General features: G+C 73.4%; 20 protein-coding genes and 7 tRNA genes. 12 read left to right on the top strand and 15 right to left on the bottom strand.

The features are described 5' to 3' along the window. The first annotated feature begins 34 nt into the window (after positions 1-34). Positions 35-721 carry a potassium channel family protein gene (locus tag ABZ934_RS28515; protein WP_361318554.1) on the top strand — a complete coding sequence of 229 codons (687 nt, stop codon included), beginning with the start codon at positions 35-37 and terminating at the stop codon, positions 719-721. Between the two features lie 17 nt (positions 722-738). On the opposite strand, the gene thrS is transcribed toward ABZ934_RS28515, so the two are convergent. Then, positions 739-2,715 carry a threonine--tRNA ligase gene (gene thrS / locus ABZ934_RS28510; protein WP_361318552.1) on the bottom strand — a complete coding sequence of 659 codons (1,977 nt, stop codon included), beginning with the start codon at positions 2,713-2,715 and terminating at the stop codon, positions 739-741. A gap of 122 nt (positions 2,716-2,837) precedes the next feature. Between thrS and ABZ934_RS28505 the strand changes: the two genes are divergently transcribed. Continuing rightward, positions 2,838-3,332, top strand: coding sequence for a GNAT family N-acetyltransferase (locus tag ABZ934_RS28505; RefSeq protein ID WP_361318550.1), 495 nt, complete (start codon positions 2,838-2,840; stop codon positions 3,330-3,332). A 32-nt stretch (positions 3,333-3,364) separates the two neighbouring features. On the opposite strand, the gene ABZ934_RS28500 is transcribed toward ABZ934_RS28505, so the two are convergent. Both ABZ934_RS28500 and ABZ934_RS28495 read right to left on the bottom strand, forming a co-directional pair. Next, positions 3,365-4,603 carry a hypothetical protein gene (locus ABZ934_RS28500; RefSeq protein ID WP_361318548.1) on the bottom strand — a complete coding sequence of 413 codons (1,239 nt, stop codon included), beginning with the start codon at positions 4,601-4,603 and terminating at the stop codon, positions 3,365-3,367. After that, complete coding sequence (locus ABZ934_RS28495) at positions 4,603-5,193, bottom strand: DUF4365 domain-containing protein (protein ID WP_361318546.1); 591 nt, start codon at positions 5,191-5,193, stop codon at positions 4,603-4,605. The genes ABZ934_RS28500 and ABZ934_RS28495 overlap by 1 nt, the downstream gene beginning before the upstream one ends. A 212-nt stretch (positions 5,194-5,405) precedes the next feature. Between ABZ934_RS28495 and ABZ934_RS28490 the strand changes: the two genes are divergently transcribed. Continuing rightward, a complete protein-coding gene (locus ABZ934_RS28490) occupies positions 5,406-6,131 on the top strand; it encodes a 3'-5' exonuclease (protein ID WP_361318544.1) in 726 nt (241 codons plus the stop codon). A 93-nt stretch (positions 6,132-6,224) separates the two neighbouring features. Here the strand turns inward: ABZ934_RS28490 and ABZ934_RS28485 are convergent. From ABZ934_RS28485 to ABZ934_RS28470, 4 genes are all read right to left on the bottom strand, one after another. Continuing rightward, positions 6,225-6,296: transfer RNA gene (locus ABZ934_RS28485), tRNA-Val, on the bottom strand. 38 nt (positions 6,297-6,334) lie between these two features. Next, complete coding sequence (locus ABZ934_RS28480) at positions 6,335-6,844, bottom strand: SRPBCC family protein (RefSeq protein WP_361318542.1); 510 nt, start codon at positions 6,842-6,844, stop codon at positions 6,335-6,337. 228 nt (positions 6,845-7,072) lie between these two features. Next, positions 7,073-7,144: transfer RNA gene (locus tag ABZ934_RS28475), tRNA-Val, on the bottom strand. A 55-nt stretch (positions 7,145-7,199) separates the two neighbouring features. Continuing rightward, positions 7,200-7,637 (bottom strand): TIGR02611 family protein, encoded by a 438-nt coding sequence (locus ABZ934_RS28470; protein ID WP_361318540.1) that lies wholly within the window; start codon positions 7,635-7,637, stop codon positions 7,200-7,202. A 188-nt stretch (positions 7,638-7,825) separates the two neighbouring features. Here ABZ934_RS28470 and ABZ934_RS28465 point away from each other — a divergent pair, with 188 nt between their 5' ends. Together ABZ934_RS28465 and ABZ934_RS28460 are read left to right on the top strand one after the other, a co-directional pair. Then, complete coding sequence (locus tag ABZ934_RS28465; protein WP_030011909.1) at positions 7,826-8,239, top strand: SsgA family sporulation/cell division regulator; 414 nt, start codon at positions 7,826-7,828, stop codon at positions 8,237-8,239. Positions 8,240-8,491: 252 nt separating this feature from the next. Continuing rightward, positions 8,492-9,127, top strand: coding sequence for a CGNR zinc finger domain-containing protein (locus ABZ934_RS28460; protein WP_361318538.1), 636 nt, complete (start codon positions 8,492-8,494; stop codon positions 9,125-9,127). Positions 9,128-9,350: 223 nt separating this feature from the next. Here the strand turns inward: ABZ934_RS28460 and ABZ934_RS28455 are convergent, their stop codons facing one another. Continuing rightward, a complete protein-coding gene (locus ABZ934_RS28455) occupies positions 9,351-9,797 on the bottom strand; it encodes a hypothetical protein (RefSeq protein ID WP_361318536.1) in 447 nt (148 codons plus the stop codon). Positions 9,798-9,991: 194 nt separating this feature from the next. Between ABZ934_RS28455 and ABZ934_RS28450 the strand changes: the two genes are divergently transcribed. Continuing rightward, the gene (locus ABZ934_RS28450) at positions 9,992-10,534 is read left to right on the top strand and encodes a DsbA family protein (protein WP_361318534.1); all 543 of its coding nucleotides are present in this window, start codon (positions 9,992-9,994) and stop codon (positions 10,532-10,534) included. A 4-nt stretch (positions 10,535-10,538) separates the two neighbouring features. Here ABZ934_RS28450 and ABZ934_RS28445 read toward each other — a convergent pair whose 3' ends face one another. From ABZ934_RS28445 to ABZ934_RS28435, 3 genes are read right to left on the bottom strand one after another with little or no spacing between them, the layout of a single operon-like run. Further along, positions 10,539-11,363, bottom strand: a complete 825-nt coding sequence (locus ABZ934_RS28445) for a GNAT family N-acetyltransferase (RefSeq protein ID WP_361318532.1) — start codon at positions 11,361-11,363, stop codon at positions 10,539-10,541. A gap of 52 nt (positions 11,364-11,415) precedes the next feature. Further along, entirely contained in the window at positions 11,416-12,234 is an 819-nt protein-coding gene (locus ABZ934_RS28440) for an aminodeoxychorismate lyase (protein ID WP_361318530.1), read from the bottom strand. Beyond that, positions 12,231-13,325: a chorismate-binding protein gene (locus tag ABZ934_RS28435; RefSeq protein WP_361318528.1), complete on the bottom strand. Its 1,095-nt coding sequence runs from the start codon at positions 13,323-13,325 to the stop codon at positions 12,231-12,233. Before ABZ934_RS28435 ends, ABZ934_RS28440 begins: the two co-directional genes overlap by 4 nt. A 179-nt stretch (positions 13,326-13,504) precedes the next feature. Between ABZ934_RS28435 and ABZ934_RS28430 the strand changes: the two genes are divergently transcribed. The 5 genes from ABZ934_RS28430 (at position 13,505) to ABZ934_RS28410 (ending at position 13,979) form a co-directional block, all read left to right on the top strand. Continuing rightward, positions 13,505-13,577, top strand: a tRNA-Gly gene (locus ABZ934_RS28430). A 38-nt stretch (positions 13,578-13,615) separates the two neighbouring features. Further along, positions 13,616-13,689: transfer RNA gene (locus ABZ934_RS28425), tRNA-Cys, on the top strand. Position 13,690: 1 nt separating this feature from the next. Next, positions 13,691-13,762, top strand: a tRNA-Val gene (locus tag ABZ934_RS28420). 20 nt (positions 13,763-13,782) lie between these two features. Then, positions 13,783-13,854, top strand: a tRNA-Val gene (locus ABZ934_RS28415). A gap of 50 nt (positions 13,855-13,904) precedes the next feature. After that, positions 13,905-13,979 (top strand) — tRNA-Val (locus tag ABZ934_RS28410). A gap of 236 nt (positions 13,980-14,215) precedes the next feature. Here ABZ934_RS28410 and ABZ934_RS28405 read toward each other — a convergent pair. After that, positions 14,216-14,401 (bottom strand): hypothetical protein, encoded by a 186-nt coding sequence (locus tag ABZ934_RS28405; protein WP_361318526.1) that lies wholly within the window; start codon positions 14,399-14,401, stop codon positions 14,216-14,218. A gap of 546 nt (positions 14,402-14,947) precedes the next feature. Here ABZ934_RS28405 and ABZ934_RS28400 point away from each other — a divergent pair. Next, positions 14,948-16,132 (top strand): serine/threonine-protein kinase, encoded by a 1,185-nt coding sequence (locus ABZ934_RS28400; RefSeq protein WP_361318524.1) that lies wholly within the window; start codon positions 14,948-14,950, stop codon positions 16,130-16,132. 22 nt (positions 16,133-16,154) lie between these two features. Here ABZ934_RS28400 and ABZ934_RS28395 read toward each other — a convergent pair whose 3' ends face one another. From ABZ934_RS28395 to cobT, 3 genes are all read right to left on the bottom strand, one after another. Further along, positions 16,155-16,976, bottom strand: a complete 822-nt coding sequence (locus ABZ934_RS28395; RefSeq protein ID WP_361318522.1) for an RNA methyltransferase — start codon at positions 16,974-16,976, stop codon at positions 16,155-16,157. A gap of 62 nt (positions 16,977-17,038) precedes the next feature. Further along, complete coding sequence (gene cobA / locus ABZ934_RS28390; protein WP_361318520.1) at positions 17,039-18,256, bottom strand: uroporphyrinogen-III C-methyltransferase; 1,218 nt, start codon at positions 18,254-18,256, stop codon at positions 17,039-17,041. Between the two features lie 176 nt (positions 18,257-18,432). Next, positions 18,433-21,669, bottom strand: a complete 3,237-nt coding sequence (cobT, locus tag ABZ934_RS28385; protein WP_361318518.1) for a nicotinate-nucleotide--dimethylbenzimidazole phosphoribosyltransferase — start codon at positions 21,667-21,669, stop codon at positions 18,433-18,435. Positions 21,670-21,791: the final 122 nt, after the last annotated feature.

Genomic DNA, 21,791 nt, shown 5'->3' with positions numbered 1-21,791 from the left:
CGGACACCGGCCGGGTACCGGCGATGCTGGGCGGATGCCCGACAATCGGACGACCCGCGAGGCCGCCTGGGAGCGCAGCACCGAGCTGCCGCTGTTCTACGCCTCCCTGGTGTTCATCGCGAGCTACGCGGTCCGCGTGCTCGCCACCGGGGCGAGCCCCGTCCTGCGCGACGCGGCTCTGGCGGTGACCGGCCTGATGTGGGCGTGCTTCCTCACCGACTACCTGGCGCGCATGGTGCTGAGCCGCCGGCGGCCGCTGGCGTTCGTCCGCAGGCACTGGTTGGACACGGTGGTGGTGCTCCTGCCGCAGTTGCGGCCGCTGCGGGTGGTCAAGCTCCACGACGCCGTGCAGGCCAGGAGGGACCGCCCGCGCCGTGAGCTGCACCTGCGCGTGATCACGTACGCCGGCCTGGCGGGTCTCCTGCTCGGCTTCTCCGGGGCGCTCGCCGTGTACCAGTACGAGCACGACACCCCCGGCGCCTCGATCCGGACCTTCGGCGACGCGGTGTGGTGGGTGTGCGAGACCCTGACGACGGTCGGCTACGGCGATGTGGTGCCGGTGACCACGATGGGCCGGCTGATCGCGGTGGTGCTGATGCTCTGCGGGCTGGCGCTGCTGGGCGCGGTCACCGGCTCGTTCTCCTCCTGGCTGCTCCAGGTCTTCCGCCGGGAGGACGACGAGGAGCCCCCGGAGAACCGAAGTTCCCCGAGGGCTCCCTGACGACCGGGCCGGTCGGCTCAGACCTGGACGCGGTCCCCGACGACCTTGGCCAGCTTGGCCAGTGCCTCGTCCTTGGCGATGCCGTTCTCCTGCGATCCGTCGCGGTAGCGGAAGGAGACGGTGCCGGCGGCCATGTCCTCGTCACCGACGATGATCATGAACGGGACCTTGAGCTTCTGGTGGTTCCTGATCTTCTTCTGCATGCGGTCGGAGGAGGCGTCCACCTCGACGCGCAGGCCCTGCTTCTTCGCCTCGGCGGCGAACGCCCGCAGGTACTCCACGTGCCCGTCGCCGATCGGGATGCCGACCGCCTGGACCGGGGCCAGCCAGGGCGGCATGGCGCCCGCGTAGTGCTCCAGCAGTACGGCGAAGAACCGCTCGATCGAGCCGAACAGCGCGCGGTGGATCATGACCGGGCGCTGACGCGAACCGTCCGGACCGGTGTACTCCAGGTTGAACCGCTCCGGCAGGTTGAAGTCCAGCTGGACCGTCGACATCTGCCAGGTGCGGCCGATCGCGTCCCGGCACTGGACCGAGATCTTCGGGCCGTAGAACGCGGCGCCGCCCGGGTCCGGCACCAGCGGCAGGCCCTGCTTCTCCGCGACCTGGCGCAGGGTCTCGGTGGCCTCTTCCCAGATCTCGTCCGAGCCGACGAACTTCTCCGGGTCCTTGGTCGACAGCTCCAGGTAGAAGTCGGTCAGACCGTAGTCGCGCAGCAGGTTCAGCACGAAGGTCAGCGTGCGGTCGAGCTCCTCCGCCATCTGCTCCTTGGTGCAGTAGATGTGCGCGTCGTCCTGGGTGAAGCCGCGCGAGCGGGTCAGGCCGTGCACGACGCCCGACTTCTCGTACCGGTACACGGTGCCGAACTCGAACAGGCGCAGGGGCAGCTCACGGTAGGAGCGGCCGCGCGCGTCGAAGATCAGGTTGTGCATCGGGCAGTTCATGGGCTTGAGGTAGTAGTCGGTGCCACCGTCGAGCTGCATGGGGGGGTACATGCCCTCCGCGTACCAGTCCAGATGGCCGCTCTTCTCGAAGAGGGTGCCCTTGGTGGCGTGCGGGGTGTAGACGAACTCGTAGCCCTCTTCCTCGTGGCGCTTGCGCGAGTAGTCCTCCATGGTGCGGCGGATGACGCCGCCGCGGGGGTGGAAGACGGCGAGGCCGGAGCCGATCTCGTCCTGCACGGAGAACAGGTCGAGTTCGGTGCCGAGCTTGCGGTGGTCGCGCTTCTCGGCCTCGGCGAGGAAGTCGAGGTGTGCCTTGAGTTCGTCCTTCGAGGGCCAGGCGGTGCCGTAGATGCGCTGGAGCATCGGGTTCTTCTCGCTGCCGCGCCAGTAGGCGGCGGCGTTGCGCATCAGCTTGAACGCCGGGATGTTGCGGGTGGTGGGCAGGTGGGGACCGCGACAGAGGTCCTTCCAGCACAGCTCGCCGGTCTTGGCGTCCAGGTTGTCGTAGATGGTCAGCTCGCCGGCGCCCACCTCGACGTCCGCGCCGTCGTCGCTGGAGGCGGACCCCTTGATGCCGATGAGCTCCAGCTTGTACGGCTCGTCGGCGAGCTCCGCGCGGGCGGCCTCGTCGGTGACGACGCGGCGGGCGAACCTCTGACCGCGCTTCTGGATCTCCTGCATCTTCTTCTCGATGGCCTTGAGGTCATCGGGGGTGAAGGGCTTGGCGACGTCGAAGTCGTAGTAGAAGCCGTCGCGGACCGGCGGGCCGATGCCCAGCTTGGCCTCGGGGAAGAGCTCCTGCACGGCCTGCGCCATGACGTGCGCGGTCGAGTGGCGCAGGATGTTCAGGCCGTCCTCGGAGGAGATCTCCACCGGCTCGACGGTCTCGCCGTCCCGCACCTCGTACGCGAGGTCCTTGAGTTCGCCCGCGACGCGCGCGGCCACGACGGTGCGCTCGCCGGCGAAGAGCTCGGCCGCCGTAGTGCCCGTGGCCACCACGCGCTCGTCCCGCTCGGAATCGCGTTGGATGATCACACGGACGTCTGACACCGGTCTCTCCTGAACTCTGGGGGTGCGCGAGCGAACACTGCGCGCCTGAATCGTACCGAGCGGAGTGGCCGCGCCGCTAAACGGTTACGCGGCCGGACCCGCACGCCCCCTACGGTGGGCCCATGCCGAAGACGACCGGGCCGGTGCGGCCCCTGGACCTGACCGACGACGCCACCGCCGCCGCCGTCCACCGCATCGGGCGCGAGGCGTACGCGGTGGAGGCGGAACTGATCGGTTTCGACGGGATACCGGCGCTCCGCGAGACCCTCGCGCAACTGCGGGAGCGGCCCCTGCGCTGGCTGGGCGCGAGCGGCCCGGACGGGGAGATCGCGGGCTTCCTGGCCTGGGAGGAGGCGCCCGACGGCTCCGTCTGCGTCGACCGCCTCTGCGTGGCCCCGGCCGCGTTCCGCCGGGGCATCGCCTCGCTCCTCCTGCACCACCTGCTGACCGACACCGTCCCGGACCGCCCGGTCACGGTCACGACGGGCGCCGCGAACGCCCCCGCGGTGGCCCTCTACGACCGCCTGGGCTTTCTCCGCGGCGACGACTTCTCCCCCGCCCCCGGCCTCGTGATGGCCTCCTTCACCCGCACCCCGGGACCGGAGGGGGGTGCCTGACGGATCATGGGCGAGCCCGGCGGGGCTGCTCGTCACCCGTCGGACGGCAGGACGCCCGACGGGTCGAAGGACTCGTCCAGCGACTTCATCAGCCGGTCCCGCTCCACCTCGTCCAGCGGGACGGGAGTGACGTCGGTGGCGTCGGTCAGCCGGCGGAACCCGCCCCGGCGCTGGAGCCGGCCGCTGACCCGCACCGGCAGCCCCACCAGGTGCGCGTGCCCGGCGACCCGGTACGCCTCCTCGTCGAGCCTCGCCCGTACGTACGGCACCTCCGCGCCCGCCAGCACCCGCAGCCGTACCGTCCCGCCGCCCCCCGGGGCCGAGCGCCGCATCCGCACCACCGCCCCGGCCAGGCGGACCGGGAGCGACGGCTCGTCCCGCGTGTAGCGGGCCGCCGCCTCCCGCAGCACCGGAAGGTCCCCCGGGGAGAACTCCACCGGCTCGGGCCGCGCCGCGCACCCCGCGGGCACCCCGGCCGCCGGTGCCCACGCCAGCGAGATCCGGGCGCCCTCGGAACCCCGTACCAGCGCGATCAGCGCGTCCGCGAGCTCGCGGCTGACTCCGGCCTCCACCGCCGCGTCGAACGCCTCCATGCCTCCGGTGGCCCGGCGGTAGTCCACCGCCTCGCGCGCCGCGTGCAGGGCGTGGTGCAGCCGGGTCACCACCCCCCGCCCGCCGTCCACCGGGAGGTACGCGGTCAGTCGGCGACCGCCCGGAGCAGGCCCCACCAGCACCCCGTCCAGGCACCGCTCCGCCTGGGCCCGGTGCCGTGCGCCGTAGTACCCGGCCCGTGCGCGGGCGGCGAGGGCCCCGGCCAACAGCATCTGCCGGGCGGCCGATCGGAGCTGTTCCTGGACGGGCCATGCCTCCGCCCGCTGCGCCGCGTACGCCCCCTCCGGGAACTCCCGTTCCCAGCGGATCTCGTCGCTCGGCACGCTCAGCCCGAAGAGCACCTCCCGCGCCGAGGGCAGCCCACCGCGCGCGAGGGCGGTCAGCGCCTCCTCCAGGAGGTCGGCGCAGTCGGGGAAGGCCCGGCTCTCCGGGACGAGCAGGCCGACGCCCGCCTGCCCCGGCGGGGTCCACCGCCCGTACCGCCCGGCGGCGCCGCCCCGGCGCAGCCAGCCGTGCCGGTGCAGGAGCGCGCCGAGTACGGCCGGGTCGACGTGCGCGGCGTCGGGCGTCCGGGGGGAGGCCGGGTCCGCGTACGGCGAGGGGCCGGCGTACGGCGAAGGGGACGACAGGGGTTCGAGGCGTGGTGTGTTCCGGTTCATCAGGGTGTCCCTCCCGACCCGACCCGGGTCATGATCTCGCAGAGCGCCCGGTCGTCGAAGATCCGTGTGGTGGGGATCCGTACGGTGGTCCGGCGCCGGCCGGTCACGGGGTGCCCGGCGAGATTGGTCCAGTAGCAGCAGTGCCGCAGGTCGAGCCGGTCGTGTCCGGCGCTCAGCCACTCCTCGCGCTCCCGGGGGACGAGCATCACCACGAGGATCTTGTGGACGGCGACCGGGGTGCGGGCCAGCTTCACGAGGTGTTCGTTGTCGAGGGTGAAGCCGAAGGTGGCCCCGGCCGGCCGCGGCGGTATCTGGTAGGTCGCCTTCAACTGCACCTTGATGGTGACCTCGTCGTCGACGACGTGCTCGGACGCGCCGTGGCTCACGTGCCAGTCGATGCCGTTGTCGGGAAAGGGCTGGGACAGCGAACAGCCGGCCGCGGCGGCGACCGCGTGCAGGTATCCCACCTGGAGTGTCTCCATGCAGGCGGTGGTGGCGAGTGAGCCGCGCAGCGGTCCGGTCCCCGCGTCCGCCCGCGGTCCGATCCGCCCCTGCAGCACCCCGCCCGGTTCGGGCTGCGCGAGCGCCATGGCCGGCTCCCCATGCCTTGTGGGCTCTGCCTCGTGAGGGGTTGGGGGGGGTGACGACCGCTCAGGCGGCCGGTCCCCCATGGAGGTTGTCTCCATAGCAGACCTGCGGCAAACGGCGTACGGGGCAAACAGCCCGGGTATCACCGATTCGGGCAAGGGGGTGGCGAGTTCCCGTCGCGCCCCATCTGCCGATCGGGGACGAGGAGTTCGCCATGACACGCTGGTACGAGGGACCGCTGGCCGCATTCGACACGGAGACGACCGGGGTGGACGTCGAGCGGGACCGGATCGTGTCCGCCGCGCTCGTCGTGCAGGAGTGTGCGGGCGGCCGGGTCCGCACCACGCGCTGGCTGGTCAATCCGGGTATCCCGGTGCCCCGGGGCGCCACGGAAGTGCACGGCCTGACCGACGAACACCTCCAGCGCAACGGCCGTTGGCCGGCGCCGGTGGTGGAGGAGATAGCCCGCTCGCTCGCCGAGCAGCAACTGGCGGGCCGGCCGGTGGTGGTGATGAACGCGCCGTTCGACCTGACGTTGCTGGACCGGGAGTTGCGCCGGCACCGGGCGTCGTCGCTGGCCCGCTACCTGGACGACCGGCCGCTCACGGTGTTGGACCCACGGGTGCTGGACAAGCACCTGGACCGCTACCGCAAGGGCCGCCGCACGCTGGGCGACCTGTGCGCGCACTACGGGATAGAGCTGGAGGGCGCGCACGACGCGGCGGCCGACGCACTGGCCTCGCTGGAACTCGTACGGGCACTCGGGCGCCGGTTCGCGGGCCGGCTGGAGCGGTTGACACCGGCCGAACTGCACACCCTCCAGGCAGTGTGGCACGCGGCGCAGGCCCGGGGGCTCCAGGCGTGGTTCGCCCGTCAGGGCACGCCGGAACCGGTGGACCCGCACTGGCCGCTCCGTCCGGAAGTCCCGGCGGCGGCGTAGGCGCCTTCCCCGGCGCACCGCCGGGGACCGCGCGGAAGGGTTGCGGAAAACGCGGAAGGCCGGTCCGTCATCTGACGGACCGGCCCGTCCCGGTGGGCGATACTGGGATCGAACCAGTGACCCCTTCGGTGTGAACGAAGTGCTCTCCCGCTGAGCTAATCGCCCGGAACGGGTTGAACAATACAAGAGCCCCGGGGTTCTGTTCAAACCGCTTCCGGCCGGGCCGCCAGCCGCGCCGCGAGCGCCCGGTGCCCGGCGCGCATCATGAGGGTGTGGTTGAGCCGGAACAGGGGGCGTCCGGGCACCGCGAGGCGACGCAACAGCGGCCGGCGCACCTCGACCTCCTGCTCGTACAGGGCGCGTGTGCGGGTCCCGCGCGGGCGGACGGTCCACCGCGCCCAGCCCTCGACGTCCCCGCTCAGCGCGACCTCCAGTACCCCTCCGGCGGGATCGCGGAGCAGTTCGGTGCCGGTGACGCGGAGCGCGTACGGCAGTGCGGAGCGGATGACGGCGGTGCCGGTGCGCCCGTCCGCGGAGGTGAAGCGGCGGACCTGGGGCCACCAGCGGGGGTAGTCCCCGGCTCGTTCCAGGGTGCGGTAGACGAGGGCGGGCGGGGCGTCGAGATCCCACACGCTGCGGAAGCGGAAGTGACTCCCACCGCGCCGGGGGCCGTGGTCCGTGCCGCTGTGGTGCTGCATGCCGCTGGGGTCCATGCCCCCAGCCTGCCCAGCCGGCCGCGCCGCCTATCCCGCTCGGCCGCGGTGCCGCGATACACCGTCGATGCCCTCCTGTGGCCCCGTGCGAGCCCCGCGGCTCTCCTCCGACCGCTCGGACCGACCCCCGCGACGCGGGGGCGCCAGGAACCCTCCAGGGCCGCTCGCGGCGCCAAGGTACGACGAAGGCCCGGAGACTCGTTTCGAGTCTCCGGGCCTTCGGTCCGGTGGGCGATACTGGGTTCGAACCAGTGACCCCTTCGGTGTGAACGAAGTGCTCTCCCGCTGAGCTAATCGCCCGGACGCACCGCAAACATTACCGCATGTCAGCGGTGCTCTACGCCATCGGTGCGGATCACTGGTCGTTGATGTTCCACGGCAGCACGAGGCCGTACTTCCACAGGTAGAACCCGATGAGCGCGGCCGCGACGGTCACGCCCACAGCGGTCAGGATGAGGTTGCGGCGGCGGACCCTCGGGTCCATCGCCTTCTGCGCCGCCTCGGACACCTTCCGCTTCGTCCAGCGCAGCACCACCTGCGCCCAGGCGAACTCGGTCCCCCAGATGAACAGGCCGGCGAAGATCGCCACCCACCCCGGCCCGGGCAGCACCAGCATCGCGATGCCGGCGGCGATGACGGCCAGGCCGACGATGAACACGCCGACCTGCCAGCTCAGGTGCAGGGTGCGGTTGGCCTTGACGAAGGCGGGCGCCTTCGAGACGTGCGGCTCGGCTCCCGGATCGGTTCCCTTGTCCGCGGACTCGTCGGTCTCGCGGTCACTCCCCGTATTCATGGGTCGAATCTACCGGAGTCGAATCGTGGCCCGGAAGCACACGTGATCCGCCGTTTGGATCCGCCGTCCGAGGGACCCAGAGGTCCGCAAAACGGTCAGAGGGGTTTACAACGCCACCGTAGGTGGCATGTCGATTTCGCCGACGTGCGAATCCCCGAGCGCACACTGAGCGAAAGGCCCTGGCGCTTATGAACACCACGGTCAGCTGCGAGCTGCACCTGCGCCTCGTTGTGTCGAGCGAGTCCTCACTGCCTGTTCCCGCGGGCCTGCGGTATGACACGGCCGATCCCTACGCCGTGCACGCCACCTTCCACACCGGCGCCGAGGAGACGGTCGAATGGGTATTCGCCCGCGACCTCCTCGCAGAGGGTCTCCACCGGCCCACCGGCACCGGCGACGTCCGCGTCTGGCCGTCCCGCAGCCACGGTCAGGGAGTCGTCTGCATCGCCCTGAGCTCTCCGGAAGGAGAAGCACTGCTCGAAGCACCCGCCCGAGCCCTTGAGTCCTTCCTCAAGCGGACGGACGCCGCGGTCCCACCCGGGACCGAACACCGGCACTTCGACCTCGACAAGGAGCTGTCCCACATCCTGGCCGAAAGCTGACCCAGGACGCGGGCGACTCTCCCGGCCGCGGCCGGGGGACCACCCGACACCGTCCGACTCGGGGCGACGGTGCGGGAGGGACAACCACAAGCGGCAGTGCCGGCGCTGTTCTCGCGGAAGCCAACCGCGGGGGCGGCGCCGCCGTGCGTTCCGGGGACGGTCGCACCTCCCGGCCGCGGCCGGGGACGGCTAGAGTCGGCCACCCACGCGGCAGAGACCGATCGCCGCAGGCCCGGCCCCCAGGGAGACCCCGTGCAGATCCCCCACGACACCCGTCGCGCGCTCGACGTCGTCGTCGCGCTGGTGAACACCGCGGCCGAGCCCGGCAGGCCCGACGGGCTGTCCGATGTGGGCGCGCTGCGCGGTTTCGTCCAGGAGTACGCGATCAGCGACGTGGGCGAGCTCGGCGCCCGTGATCTCGCCGGCGTGCGCACCGTCCGGGACAAGTTCGCGCAGACCTTCGCCGCCCCGAACCCCCGGGCGGCGGCCACGCTGATCAACGAGCTGGTCGCGACGGCGGGCACCACGCCGCGGCTGACCGACCACGACGGTTACGACTGGCACGTGCACTACTTCGCGCCGGGCGCCTCCGTGGGCGACCACCTGGCGGCGGACGGCGGCATGGCGCTCGCGTTCATCGTGGTCTCGGGAGAGCAGGAGCGGCTGCGGCGCTGCGAGGCCCCCGACTGCCGACGGGCCTTCGTGGACCTCTCCCGCAACCGCTCGCGGCGCTACTGCGACAGCCGGACCTGCGGGAACCGGCTGCACGTGGCCGCGTACCGGGCGCGCCGCAAGGAGGCGGACGCCCACGGTTCGGACGCCCACGGTTCAGAGCAGGAAAAGGTCGTGTACGGCGGCGAGCAGCAGCAGGGTTCCGATCACCGCTAGGAAGATCATCAGGGGCGGCTGGGACAGCGCGAAGAGACAGCCGCGGGCTTCTTCGGCGGGGGCGTGAGCCGACGGCTCATCAGGTGATGTGTCCGGCATGTCGGGCCGATGATCGCCCAACCCGCGCTTGATCGCCCCTCAACACGCCAGTGACGTGGCGGGAGTTCGCCCTTTCCTGTGACGGGAAGTGCGGCGGCGGGGCGGACCCGGGTCCGCCGCCCGGTCAGATCCCGTGCTTCTTGAGGATCGCCTCGATGTCGGAGAAGTCGTCCGCCGGGGCGGCGGCCCGCTCCCGCGTCGGCCGGGGCCCGGAGCCCGCGGCGAGGGAGGGCGCGGAGGCGTCGGGGGCGACGGCGCCCCGGGCGGGGCGACCCCTGGCCGCCTTGGGCTCCTCCGGCTTCGCGGGCCGGCCGAGCGTACGGCGTTCGACCGCCCGGGTGGCCAGGAACAGCGCCCAGGCAAGGCCCAGCAGACCGAAACCGATCCAGACGGACGGCTTGAACACCATCCCCGACACCCACGCGACGACGCCGGTCAGCACCAGCGCGACCGGCACCAGCGCGTACGCGGCGATGCGCGTCGCGGCGAGGAAACGCCTGCGGTACGCGGTCACCGCGGCGATTCCCAAGCCCGCCGCGGACACCGCGGAACAAATGGTCTCGGCGAGCATGCTGTCCTCCAGAAGCCGACGGGTCGGGCGGTCGGGCCGGAGCGGCGGTCCGTCCCCATCCATCGTGCACCGGCCCGGGGCGCGGGGGCCACGCCGCGGACGGCTCCCGGACCGATCTCCGGGACATCTCGGGGTCGGGCCTCCTCCCCCGGTGCCGGTCGGTGCGGCGCCGGGCGAGCTGGGACACTGTGCGCATGACCGATTCCCACTCCCCCGACTCCGTCTCCGCTTCCCCCTCGGCGCCCGCCGGCCACGTCGTCCTGGAGGTGTGGTGCGAGCTCCAGTGCCCGGACTGCCACGGCGCCCTGGACGACGTACGCGCCCTGCGGGCCCGCTACGGCGACCGCCTGGACATCGTGCTGCGGCACTTCCCGCTGGAGAAGCACAAGCACGCCTTCGCCGCGGCCCAGGCCGCCGAGGAGGCCGCGGAGCAGGGGCAGGGCTGGCCGTACGCGGAGGCCGTACTGGCCCGCACCGCCGAGCTGGGCGAGCGCGGGGAAGCGGTCCTGCTCGATGTGGCCCGTGAACTCGGCCTGGACGTCGAGGAGTTCGACACCGCCCTGGTCGACGGGCGGCACATCCTGATCGTCGACGCCGACCAGGCCGAGGGCAAGGCGATCGGCGTGACCGGCACCCCCACGTACGTGATCGGCGGCGAGCGCCTCGACGGCGGCAAGAGCCAGGACGGCCTACGCGCCCGCATCGAGGAGATCGCCGACCGGCTGCTGGCGGGATGAGCGCCTACAGCAGGTCCTTGGCGTAGTTCAGGTTCGTGGGCCGGTAGCCCAGGGACGCGTACAGGCGCCGCGCGGGGGTGTTCGTGGTGAAGACCTGGAGGGCGACCGTCCCGTGGCCTGCGGCGGCGGCCTCGCGTTCCGCGAGCAGCATCAGCGCGCGCCCGTGGCCGCGGCCCCGGTGTCCTTCGGCGACCTCGACGTGGAAGACGTACGCCCCGTCGCCGTGCGCGGCGAGCCACAGGTGACCCACGGTATCGCCGGCCGCCTCCAGGACGGCGAGGGTGACGCCCGCGGTGTCCCGGCCGTCCGGGAAACGGGCCGCGTGGTCGGTCACCGCCCGCGCGTACGCGTCGCGCTCCGGCATCCCGCGCGCGGCCAGTTCGGCGGCGTAGCCGGCCGGTGCCTCGGCGGCCCAGGCCGCGTACTCGTTCTCCGTCATGCGGCGGGACGTGACCCCTTCGGGCAGGGCGGGCGGTTCGACCGGGAGCTCTTTGCCCAGGTGGCGGCTGTACTCGGCGTACCCGAGGGCCTCGGCGAGCCGCAGTCCGCCGGCGGACCCGGCGGGGACGGACACCCGAACGCGGCGGCAGCCCCACCCCCGCAGCACCTCCTCGGCGGCGAGCGCGGCCACGGTGGCGCGGCCACGGCGGCGGTCGGGCGGGTCGATGACGAGATCGCCGATCTCCCCGACCGCCGGCCCGAACGCGGTTCCGGCACGGATCAGCAACTGCCCGACGCGCCTGCTGTTGACGCGGACCTCGTAGGGGCGCGAGCGCGCGCCGTCCTCGCCTTCCCGGAGCGGCCCGCTCGGCCGCAGTGTGGTGGTCATCGTCGAGTTCTACCCTCCGGACGCCCGCCGCGACAGGGCGTGCGACGGCGGTCTACGGGTCGAGGTCGGAGCCCGCGCGCTCGTCGAAGATCCGCATCGCCTCGGCCGTGACGGGCCCCGGCGCGGCCGGCCGGCGGTCGTCGACGCGGTGGACCGCCTGGACGTCGCGCAGGGTGGAGGTGAGGAAGACCTCGTCCGCCCGTTCCAGCACGTCGAGGGGCAGGTCGGTCTCCTTGGCGCCGGTCCACTCCACCACGAGGGCGCGGGTGATGCCCGCGAGGCAGCCGGAGGCCAGCGGCGGGGTGTGCAGTTCCCCGTCGAGGACGACGAACACGTTGGATCCGGTGCCCTCGCAGAGCTGCCCGACCGTGTTGGCGAAGAGGGCCTCGGAGGCGCCCGCCGCGTGCGCCCGGGCGAGCGCGACCACGTTCTCGGCGTACGAGGTGGTCTTCAGGCCGGCCAGCGGGGAGCGTTCGTTGCGGACCCAGGGGACGGTGATCACGGCGGTGGTGTCGGGACGCCGGGTGGTCTCGCCGACGGCCACGACCAGGGTGGGGCCGGTCTTGCCGCGCTCGGAGCCCAGCGGGGACTCGCCGCCGGTGTAGGTGATGCGGAGCCGACCGAGCGCCACCGGGTTGGCCTCCAGCACGGCGGCGCAGGCCCGGCGCACCTCGTCCAGGTCGGGGTCGGGCAGCCCGAGGCCGCGGGCCGAGCGGGTCAGCCGGTCCAGATGGCGGGTGAGCGCGAACACGGTCCCGTCCTTGGCCTTGAGCGTCTCGAAGAGCCCGTCGCCCACGGTCAGCCCGTGGTCCAGTACGGACACCTTCGCCGCGTCCGCGTCCCGCAGCGCCCCGTTGAGCCAGATCCTCACCGTACGGTCCCTTCGCTCAGCCCATGCGCACCGTGTGCTTCATGCGGCTCGTGCATGACGTGCGTGCCCGACGCTACCGCGAGGAGCCGGGCCGCCTTCAGTTCGGTCTCGGCCCACTCCCGGTCCGGGTCGGATCCCCAGGTGATCCCGGCCCCGGTGCCGAAGAGCAGGCGGGGGCCGCCGGGCAGCTCGCGGTCGATCCAGAAGGTGCGGATGCCGACGGCGAGCTCGGCGGTGCCGCGGTCGGCGTCGACCCAGCCGATGCCCCCGCAGTAGGGGCCGCGCGGGGCGGTCTCCAGCGCCTCGATGATCCGTAGGGCCGAGGACTTCGGGGCGCCCGTGACGGAGCCCGGCGGGAAGGCCGCCTCCAGCAGCTCCGGCCAGCCCGCGTCCTCCGCCAGCACGCCGCTGACGGTGGAGACGAGGTGGACCAGGCCCGGGTGCTCCTCGACGGCACACAGCTCGGGGACGGCGACCGAGCCCGGGGAACAGACACGGCCGAGGTCATTGCGCACGAGATCCACGATCATCACGTTCTCGGCGTGGTCCTTGGGAAGCAGGTCGGCGGCAGTGCGGCCGGTTCCCTTGATGGGCCCGGACTCCACGTGCCGGCCTGCGCGGCGCAGGAACAGTTCGGGGGAGGCGGTGGCGATCTCGACGCCGTGGGCCGGCAGCCGAATCGTTCCTGCATAGGGTGCGGGGTTGCCGCGCGCGAGCAGGGCGGTGAGGGCGTCGACGTCCGCCCGTGCCGGGTCGGGCAGCGCGGCGGACAGCACCCGGCAGAGGTTGGCCTGGTAGACCTCGCCACGGGCGATGTGCTCGCGGACGCGGCGTACGCCGGCCACGTAGGCGGCCCGGTCGAGCGAGGAGGTCCACTGGTCGGCGGCGGGTCCGCGCCAGGCGCCGGGGACCGGCAGGGGGACGGGGTCGGGGCGGACGTCCCCGAAGCGCGCGCACACCAGACGCCCCTCGAAGTCCGCGGCCACCGCCCAGAAGCCGGTGGAGTCGAGGGCGGAGGGGTCGCTGGTGACGTCGCGGAGGTCGGTCGCGAGGCGGCCGCCGAAGCGGGCCAGGGGAGGCAGGTCGTGCACGGCTGCGAGTCTATGACCGGTGACGCGCCGGCGCCGGAGCGGTGACAGCGGGGTGACCGGCGGTGATCGAGTGGCAGCACGCTGCGGAAACGCGTTTTTGAGCTGGCCCGGGAATCCGCTAGAGTTCAACACGTCGCCAGGGAGCGAAGGGGAACACCCCGGAGTGAACACGGTGACCTGCGGACGTAGCTCAGTTGGTAGAGCACCACCTTGCCAAGGTGGATGTCGCGAGTTCGAGTCTCGTCGTCCGCTCGAAGTGGGGGGTCTTCCCGAGAACCCCCGCAGCTCCTGGTGGAGTGGCCGAGAGGCGAGGCAACGGCCTGCAAAGCCGTCTACACGGGTTCAAATCCCGTCTCCACCTCCAAGGACGATTAGCTCAGCGGGAGAGCGCTTCCCTGACACGGAAGAGGTCACTGGTTCAATCCCAGTATCGTCCACTGGTCCGCGAGGACCACCCGCGCGATTAGCTCAGCGGGAGAGCGCTTCCCTGACACGGAAGAGGTCACTGGTTCAATCCCAGTATCGCGCACGCAGCACCGGCAACACCTGCTCCACCTGCGGCTTTCGAGCCGTGATCCCGCGCGATTAGCTCAGCGGGAGAGCGCTTCCCTGACACGGAAGAGGTCACTGGTTCAATCCCAGTATCGCGCACCACTGGAAAGCCCCGGCCGTCAACACGGTCGGGGCTTTCGCGTTCTGTCCCCCGCCTCCGTGACCGGGGGGCGGGCGGTCCGGAATGGGAAACACGTGAAAAAGGGTGCTGCCCGTCCGACTCCCCAGTCGTACGGGCAGCACCCTTCACCTGCCGTCCGCCGTCGCGCCCCCGTCCCCACGGGGTGCGACATGGCGATGTCCCGACCCGGACCGCTCTTCCGGGCCCGGAGCGCCGCTCAGCGCCCCAGCATCGCGCCCACGGACGACGCCTGCGCCGCCACCTGTTCGAAGCCTCCGAAGAGGAAGAGCAGGAGGACGGCCAGGGGGAGCACCATGGCCGCGGCCACCAGCGGGTGGCGCGTACCGGACTCGTGGCTGTTGAACGCGAATGCCTTGCGCCCCTGCCGTGCGGAGTCCGCCATGGTCCTCTCCCTGTCGTCTGGCAGCGGCGGGCTCGTGACCTCGGGGGACGAGTGTGCCGCCCGCCGCTTGTCTTCAACACTAGGCGGGCGCAAGGGCCCTGGCCTCATGCCCTCGTACCCATTGGCGGGCCTCCGGGAGGATGAGGGACCACCCTCCCGTGTACTCCCCTGGGTGGAGATCACTCCCCCGGCGTGAGGGTCTCCCCGGAAGGGATGACCGGACAGTAGTGACTTCGCTCACTTCCGTCACTCCCCGCACACGCGTGTCTTCCGACGAGCTGTTCGCGCGCGGTATGACCGCCGGCGGTCCCGCCGCCTGCGGGGGTATGGCAACGGAGGCCGCCCGAGGGGCCAATCCCCTTGGCCCGGGGGCTGTTTGGCGGTACGCGGCGGAAGGGGCCGAGCGGCTCCCGAACCATCTGAGCCACCCTCAAGTGGCCTGCTCCGTACTGACGATCGATTGTCCCGGCGAGGGCGCGGCCTCTGAGCGCTCGTGCCGGATGGTCCGTAAGCTGGGGCACGTCAACAGGACGACCGGGCAGCGGGGTGGACATGGCGATGATGCGGCTCCGGCGCGAGGACCCGCGTGTCGTCGGCTCGTTCAGGCTGCACCGGCGGCTCGGGGCGGGCGGCATGGGCGTCGTCTACCTGGGGTCCGACCGGCGCGGGCAGCGGGTCGCGTTGAAGGTGATCCGGCCGGACCTGGCGGAGGACCAGGAGTTCCGCTCCCGTTTCGCCCGTGAGGTGTCCGCCGCGCGGCGGATCCGCGGGGGCTGCACGGCGCGGCTGGTGGCGGCCGACCTCGAGGCCGAGCGGCCGTGGTTCGCGACCCAGTACGTGCCCGGCCCCTCCCTGCACGACAAGGTGGCCGAGGAGGGTCCGCTGACCGCCGCGCAGATCGCCGCGATCGGCGCCGCGCTGTCGGAGGGGCTGGTGGCCGTGCACGAGGCGGGCGTCGTCCACCGCGACCTCAAGCCCTCGAACATCCTGCTGTCGCCCAAGGGGCCGCGGATCATCGACTTCGGCATCGCGTGGGCCACCGGCGCGAGCACCCTCACCCATGTGGGGACCGCGGTCGGCTCCCCCGGCTTCCTCGCGCCCGAACAGGTGCGCGGCGCCGCGGTGACCCCCGCGACCGACGTGTTCGCCCTCGGCGCCACCCTCGCCTACGCCGCGACCGCCGACTCGCCCTTCGGGCACGGCAGTTCGGAAGTCATGCTGTACCGCGTGGTGCACGAGGAACCCCACTTGCAGGGGGTCCCGGACGCCCTCGCGCCCCTCGTGCGGGCCTGTCTGGCCAAAAATCCCGAGGACCGGCCGAGCACGCTGCAGCTGTCGATGCGGCTCAAGGAGATCGCGGCCCGCGAGGCGCAGGGGCTGGGCGAGGTACGGCCGCCGGCGCAGCGCGCCCGTACCGAGCAGCCCACGGGGCGACTGACGGAGCAGTACACCGACCAGCGCACGGAGCGCCGTACCGGAGGAGGAACGGCCGCGAGCGGCGCCACCCCGCGGCCGCAGGGCCCGCACAGCGGCCCGCCCTCGCGCCCCTCCTCGCCCCGCAACCCCGGCTCCACCGCCGGGCGCGGGGGCGGCCGCCCGGCGCCGCGTACGACGGGGACGGGCCGCCGCCCTTCGCGGCCGGACCCGAAGCTGATGCGGCAGCGGCTGATCGTGTTCGTCGTGGTGACGTTGATCGTCGCGCTGGGCATCGCCGCCGCGCAGAAGCTCTAGCCGGACACCGCCCGAGGACCGGTCAGGCCGCCGGCGGTCGGGTGGCGTAGAAGGCGACCGCCGAGGCGGCGGCCACGTTGAGGGAGTCGATGCCCTCCGCCATGGGAATGCGTACCCATTCGTCGGCGGCCCGTAGGGCGTATGTCGACAGGCCGTGGCCCTCGGACCCGAGCATGATCGCCGAACGTTCGAAGCGCTCCGGCGGGACCTGGTCCAGCGGGGTCGCCTTCGGGCTGGGCGTCATGGCGAGGATCCGGTAGCCGGCCTCGCGGACCTTCTCCAGGTCGGCCGGCCACTGGTCGAGGCGCGCGTAGGGGACGGAGAACACCGATCCCATCGAGACCTTGATGGCGCGCCGGTACAAGGGGTCCGCGCAGTCCGGGGAGAGCAGTATCGCGCTGATGCCGAGCGCCGCGGCGCTGCGGAAGGCGGCGCCGAGGTTGGCGTGGTCGACGAAGCCCTCGAAGACGCCGATCCGGCGACCGGCGGACTCGTCGGCCAGCAGGTCGCCCGGCGCCGGGAGGGGCTTGCGCTGCATCGACGCTAGGGCGCCGCGGTGCACGTGGTAGCCGGTGACCCGTTCGGCGAGCTCGGGGGTGACGGCGTAGACCGGGGCGGGGAGTTCGTCGATGACGTCGCGCATGACGTCGACCCACTTGGCGGAGAGCAGCATCGAGCGCATCTCGTAGCCCGCGTCCTTGGCGCGTCTGATGACCTTCTCGCCCTCGGCGATGAAGAGCCCTTCGGCGGGCTCGCGCCGGCGCCGCAGTTCGACGTCGGTCAGGCCCGTGTAGTCGCGCAGGCGCGGGTCGTCGGGGTCGTCGACGGTGATGAGATCAGCCACGGGGTGATACTGCCTTGTCCTGGGTGTGGTGCCAACGGCCGGGTGCGGCCCGGCGGAGGTGTTCAGGCCGTCGGGGCGTTGACCGTGACGACCGCGCCGATGACGATGACGGCCGGCGGGCGGACCTCCCGCGCGCGCACCGTCTCGCCCACCGTGGCCAAGGTGGCGTCCACCCGGCGCTGGGTCGCGGTGGTGCCTTCCTGGACGACGGCGACCGGGGTGTCGGCCGGGCGGCCGTGGCGGATGAGGGCCTCGGCGATCAGGCCGATCTTGTCGACGCCCATCAGGATGACGAGGGTGCCGGTCAGCTTGGCGAGGGAGGCCCAGTCCACGAGGGAGCGCGGGTCGTCGGGGCCGACGTGGCCGCTGACCACGGTGAACTCGTGGGCGACGCCCCGGTGGGTGACGGGGATGCCGGCCGCGCCGGGCACCGAGATGGAGCTGGAGATGCCCGGGACGACCGTGCAGGGGATGCCGGCCTCCGCGAGGGCCTGGAGCTCCTCCATGCCGCGGCCGAAGACGTACGGGTCCCCGCCCTTGAGCCGGACCACGGCCTTGCCGGCCTTGGCGTGCTCGATCAGGGCGTTGTTGATGGCCTCCTGGGCCATGAAACGGCCGTACGGGATCTTCGCCGCGTCGATGACCTCGACGTGCGGCGGGAGTTCGTCGAGGAGGTCGCGCGGCCCGAGCCGGTCGGCGATGACGACGTCCGCCTCGGCGAGCAGCCGACGGCCGCGCACGGTGATCAGGTCGGGGTCGCCGGGGCCGCCGCCGACCAGGGCCACGCCCGGGGCGTGAGCGCGCCGGCGGGTGGAGACGAGGGAGCCGTCCCGCAGTCCCTCCACCACGGCGTCGCGGACCGCGGCGGAGCGGCGGGGGTCGTTGCCGGTCAGCACGGCGACGGTGACGCCGTCGACACGGCCGGTGGCGGGGGTCCAGGCGGTGGCGGCGGAGGCGTCGTCGGCGCGGACGCACCAGACCCGCTCGCGCTCGGCCTCGGCGGAGGCGCGGTCGTTGGCCTCGCGGTTCTGGGTGGCGATCAGCGCGTACCAGGCCCCGGCCAGGTCGCCGTCCTCGTAGCGCCGGCGCTCCCAGCGGATCTCGCCGGTCTCGGCCATGGCGTCCACCGAGGGGGTGGCCGAGGGCGAGACGAGCAGGACGTCGGCCCCGGCCGCGATCAGCGCGGGCAGGCGGCGCTGGGCGACCTGTCCGCCGCCGATGACGACGACGCGGCGGCCGGCGAGGCGCAGACCGACGGGGTACGCGGGGTGTTCGGCCATGGCGGTGCGGCTCCTGATACGGCGGTGGGTCTGCGGCCGCTGCTGCGCTGGAGCGGCTTGTCCTTGTGTGACGTGCGGTTTCGGGTGCGCGGGTCCACGATACGACCCGGTGCTCCCGCCGCCGCGAGGGCAGGCGCTCTGCTGCCGGCGCCCGCCCTCGCGGCGGCGGCCCGCGGCTACTTCTCCGTGACTCCGGCGGAGTCGAAGGTGGCGACCTCGTGCATGGCGCGGGCCGCGCTCTGTACCAGCGGGAGGGCCAGCAGGGCGCCCGTGCCCTCGCCGAGGCGGAGGTCCAGGTCGACCAGGGGGCGCAGGCCGAGCTTGTTCAGGGCCGCGACGTGGCCGGGCTCGGCGCTGCGGTGGCCCGCGATGCAGGCCGACAGGGACTCGGGGGCGATGGCCCGGGCGACGAGGGCCGCCGCGCCGGCGCTGACGCCGTCGAGGATCACCGGGGTGCGCAGGGAGGCGCCGCCGAGGAGGAGGCCGACGATCGCCGCGTGCTCCAGGCCGCCGATGGCGGCGAGGACGCCGATCGGGTCGGCCGGATCGGGCTGGTGGAGTTCCAGGGCGCGGCGGACGACCTCGACCTTGCGGGCGTGCGTCTCGTCGTTGATGCCCGTGCCGCGGCCGGTGACCTCTGCGGGGTCCACTCCGGTGAACACCGAGATCAGCGCGGCCGAGACCGTGGTGTTCGCGATCCCCATCTCGCCCGTGAGCAAGGCCTTGTTGCCGGCCGCGACCAGGTCGCGGGCGGTCTCGATGCCCACTTCGATGGCCTGGACGGCTTCCTCGCGGGTCATCGCCGGGCCGGTGGAGAGGTCGGCCGTGCCGGGGCGGACCTTGCGCGGAAGCAGACCCGGCGTGGCCGGGAGGTCCCCGGCGACGCCGACGTCGATCACGCAGACCTCGGCGCCCACCTGGTTGGCGAACGCGTTGCAGACGGCTCCGCCGCCCAGGAAGTTGGCCACCATCTGCGTGGTGACCTCCTGGGGCCAGGGGGTGACGCCCTGGGCGTGCACTCCGTGGTCACCGGCGAAGATCGCGACGGCGGCCGGCTCCGGGATCGGCGGCGGGCAGACCCGGGACAGGCCCGCGAGCTGGGCGGAGATGATCTCCAACATGCCGAGCGCGCCGGCCGGCTTGGTCATCCGCTTCTGCCGCTCCCACGCCTCGCCGAGCGCCTTCGCGTCCAGCGGGCGGATGCCGGCGACCGTCTCGGAGAGCAGGTCGTGCGGCTCCTCGCCGGGCAGCGCGCGGCGCCCGTACGTCTCCTCGTGCACGACCCAGGCCAGCGGCCGACGCCGGGACCAGCCGGCCTGCGCCAGCTCGGGCTCCTCGGGGAACTCGTCGACGTATCCGACGCAGAGGTAGGCGACGACTTCGAGGTGCTCGGGCAGGCCGAGTTCGCGGACCATCTCGCGCTCGTCGAAGAAGCTGACCCAGCCGACGCCGATGCCTTCGGCGCGGGCGGCGAGCCAGAGGTTCTCGACGGCGAGGGCCGAGGAGTACGGGGCCATCTGCGGCTGGGTGTGCCGGCCGAGGGTGTGGCGCCCGCCGCGGGTGGGGTCGGCGGTGACGACGATGTTCACCGGGGTGTCGAGGATGGCCTCGATCTTGAGTTCCTTGAACTGCTTCGCCCGGCCCTTGGGCAGCGACTTGGCGTACGCCTCGCGCTGGCGCTGGGCGAGTTCGTGCATCGTGCGGCGGGTCTCGGCCGAACGGATGACCACGAAGTCCCAGGGCTGGGAGTGGCCGACACTGGGCGCGGTGTGCGCGGCTTCGAGGACCCGCAGCAGGACGTCGTGCGGGATCGGGTCGGGACGGAAGCCCTTGCGGATGTCGCGGCGCTCTCGCATGACGCGCTGGATGGCGTCGCGGTCGGCCTCGGCGTAGGCGGGGGCCGGTTCGCCGGGGGCGACGGCCGGCGCGAGCACCTCGGCGGTCTCGGAGGTCCGGGGCGGCTCGGGAGCCTGCGCCGCCTCGGCAAGCTCGGGCGCCTCGGCGGGCGCGGGGGCTGCCTCGGCGGCCGGCTCGGGGTCGGCGACGGGCTCCGCTACGGGGCCCGCCGGCTCGGGGTCGGCGACGGGCTCCACGGGCGCGGCGACGTGTTCGGTCGCGGCGGCGAGCGGCTCCGGCTCGGCCCGGGCGATCTCCTCGGCCATGGGGGGCTCGGCTGCCTCGGGCGCGGCCGGGGCCTCGACGGGCTGCGGGATGACCGGGGCGGCCACGGCGACGGGGACGGCCTCGGGCTGCTGCTCGGGCTGCTGCTCGGGCTGCGGGGCGGCCTCGGGGGCGGCTTCCACGGGGGCGGACTCCACGGCTGCGGTGGGCTCCGCCTCGGCGGCCACCGTCTCGGCCGCCACCGGCTCGGCTGCCACCGGCTCCGGTGCGGGCTCCACGACCGCGGCGACGGGCTGGGTCGCGGCGGCGAGCGGCTCCGGCTCGGCCGCGGCCTGGGGCTCGGCCTCCGCGACCGGCTCCGCGACGGGCTGCGGGGCGGGCTCGGCGGCGGGCTCGGGAGCGGGCTGCGGCTGCTGCGGCTCGGCGACGGCTGCCTGCGGCGGGGCGGTCGCCTCGGCCGGCGGTTCCACCGGCCACGGCGTCCCGGCCTGCGGCGGGATCTCGGTCGGCTGCGGCGTGGCCGGGGCGACGGCAGCCGGGGCGGCCTCCTCCGGCTGGGGCACGTCCAGGTACTCCGGGCCCGTGGTGGGCGGACCGGGGTGGCGTACGGGCATCGGCGTCACCGGCGTGGGCGCCACTGGGGCGGTGGCCGGCCCCCGGTCCGCGAGGGACCGTACGACTCCCCCGGCCTCGGGCACGGCCGGGCCCATGTGCAGCGGGCGGCGGGCCGCGGCGGCGGGGGCCTGCGGCGCGGTGGCCGGCTGCGGGACCACGAGACCGCCGAGGTCGAGCGCGCCGGAGTCCCGGCCGCCCGTCTCGTGGGCGCCGGCGCTGTACGCGGCCTCGGGGAAGCCGGCGTCGGGGAAGCCGGCGTAGCCGTTGTCCGCGGCGGCGTTCTGCGCGGCCGGGGTCTGGGCGGCCGGGGTCTGCGCCGCGGCGTTCTGGGCGTACTGGGGCTCGACGTACGCGGGCTCGGCGTAGACCCCGCCGGTCTGCTCGGTGTAGAGCGGCTGCGGGTACTCGGAGTACGCCGGCGCCTGCTCGACGGGGAAGGCGGGGGCCGGCGGGACGGGCTGCGGGTCGCTCCACGCGCCCTGGCCGCTCGGCATGAGCAGGAGTTCCTCGTCCTCCGCCTCGGCGGAGTCGTCCACCAGGTCCTGGAAGGCGTAGCCCGCCGGAACCTGCGGTGGGACGGGGGGAAGGGGCGCGCCCTGCGCGGGGACGCCCTGCTGATCCACCATGCCCGCGTTGTCCGGGTGACCCTCGCCCGGGACCTGGCCGGTGTCAGTCATGCGTACCCCTCGCCCATCGGTGTTGCCTCTTCGATCGCCCGGTTCGCCCACAGGGCCGCCGCGCGGAGTTACCGTGCGGGTTGCCGTGGGCCGCGTGCGCCCCGGGGGCGCCCGCACGACAA

It is taken from the genome of Streptomyces sp. NPDC046557 (assembly GCF_040645975.1).
GTDB lineage: Bacteria > Actinomycetota > Actinomycetes > Streptomycetales > Streptomycetaceae > Streptomyces.
The sequence above is the reverse complement of the archived record's forward strand: the minus strand, read 5'-3'. Positions and strand labels throughout refer to the sequence as shown.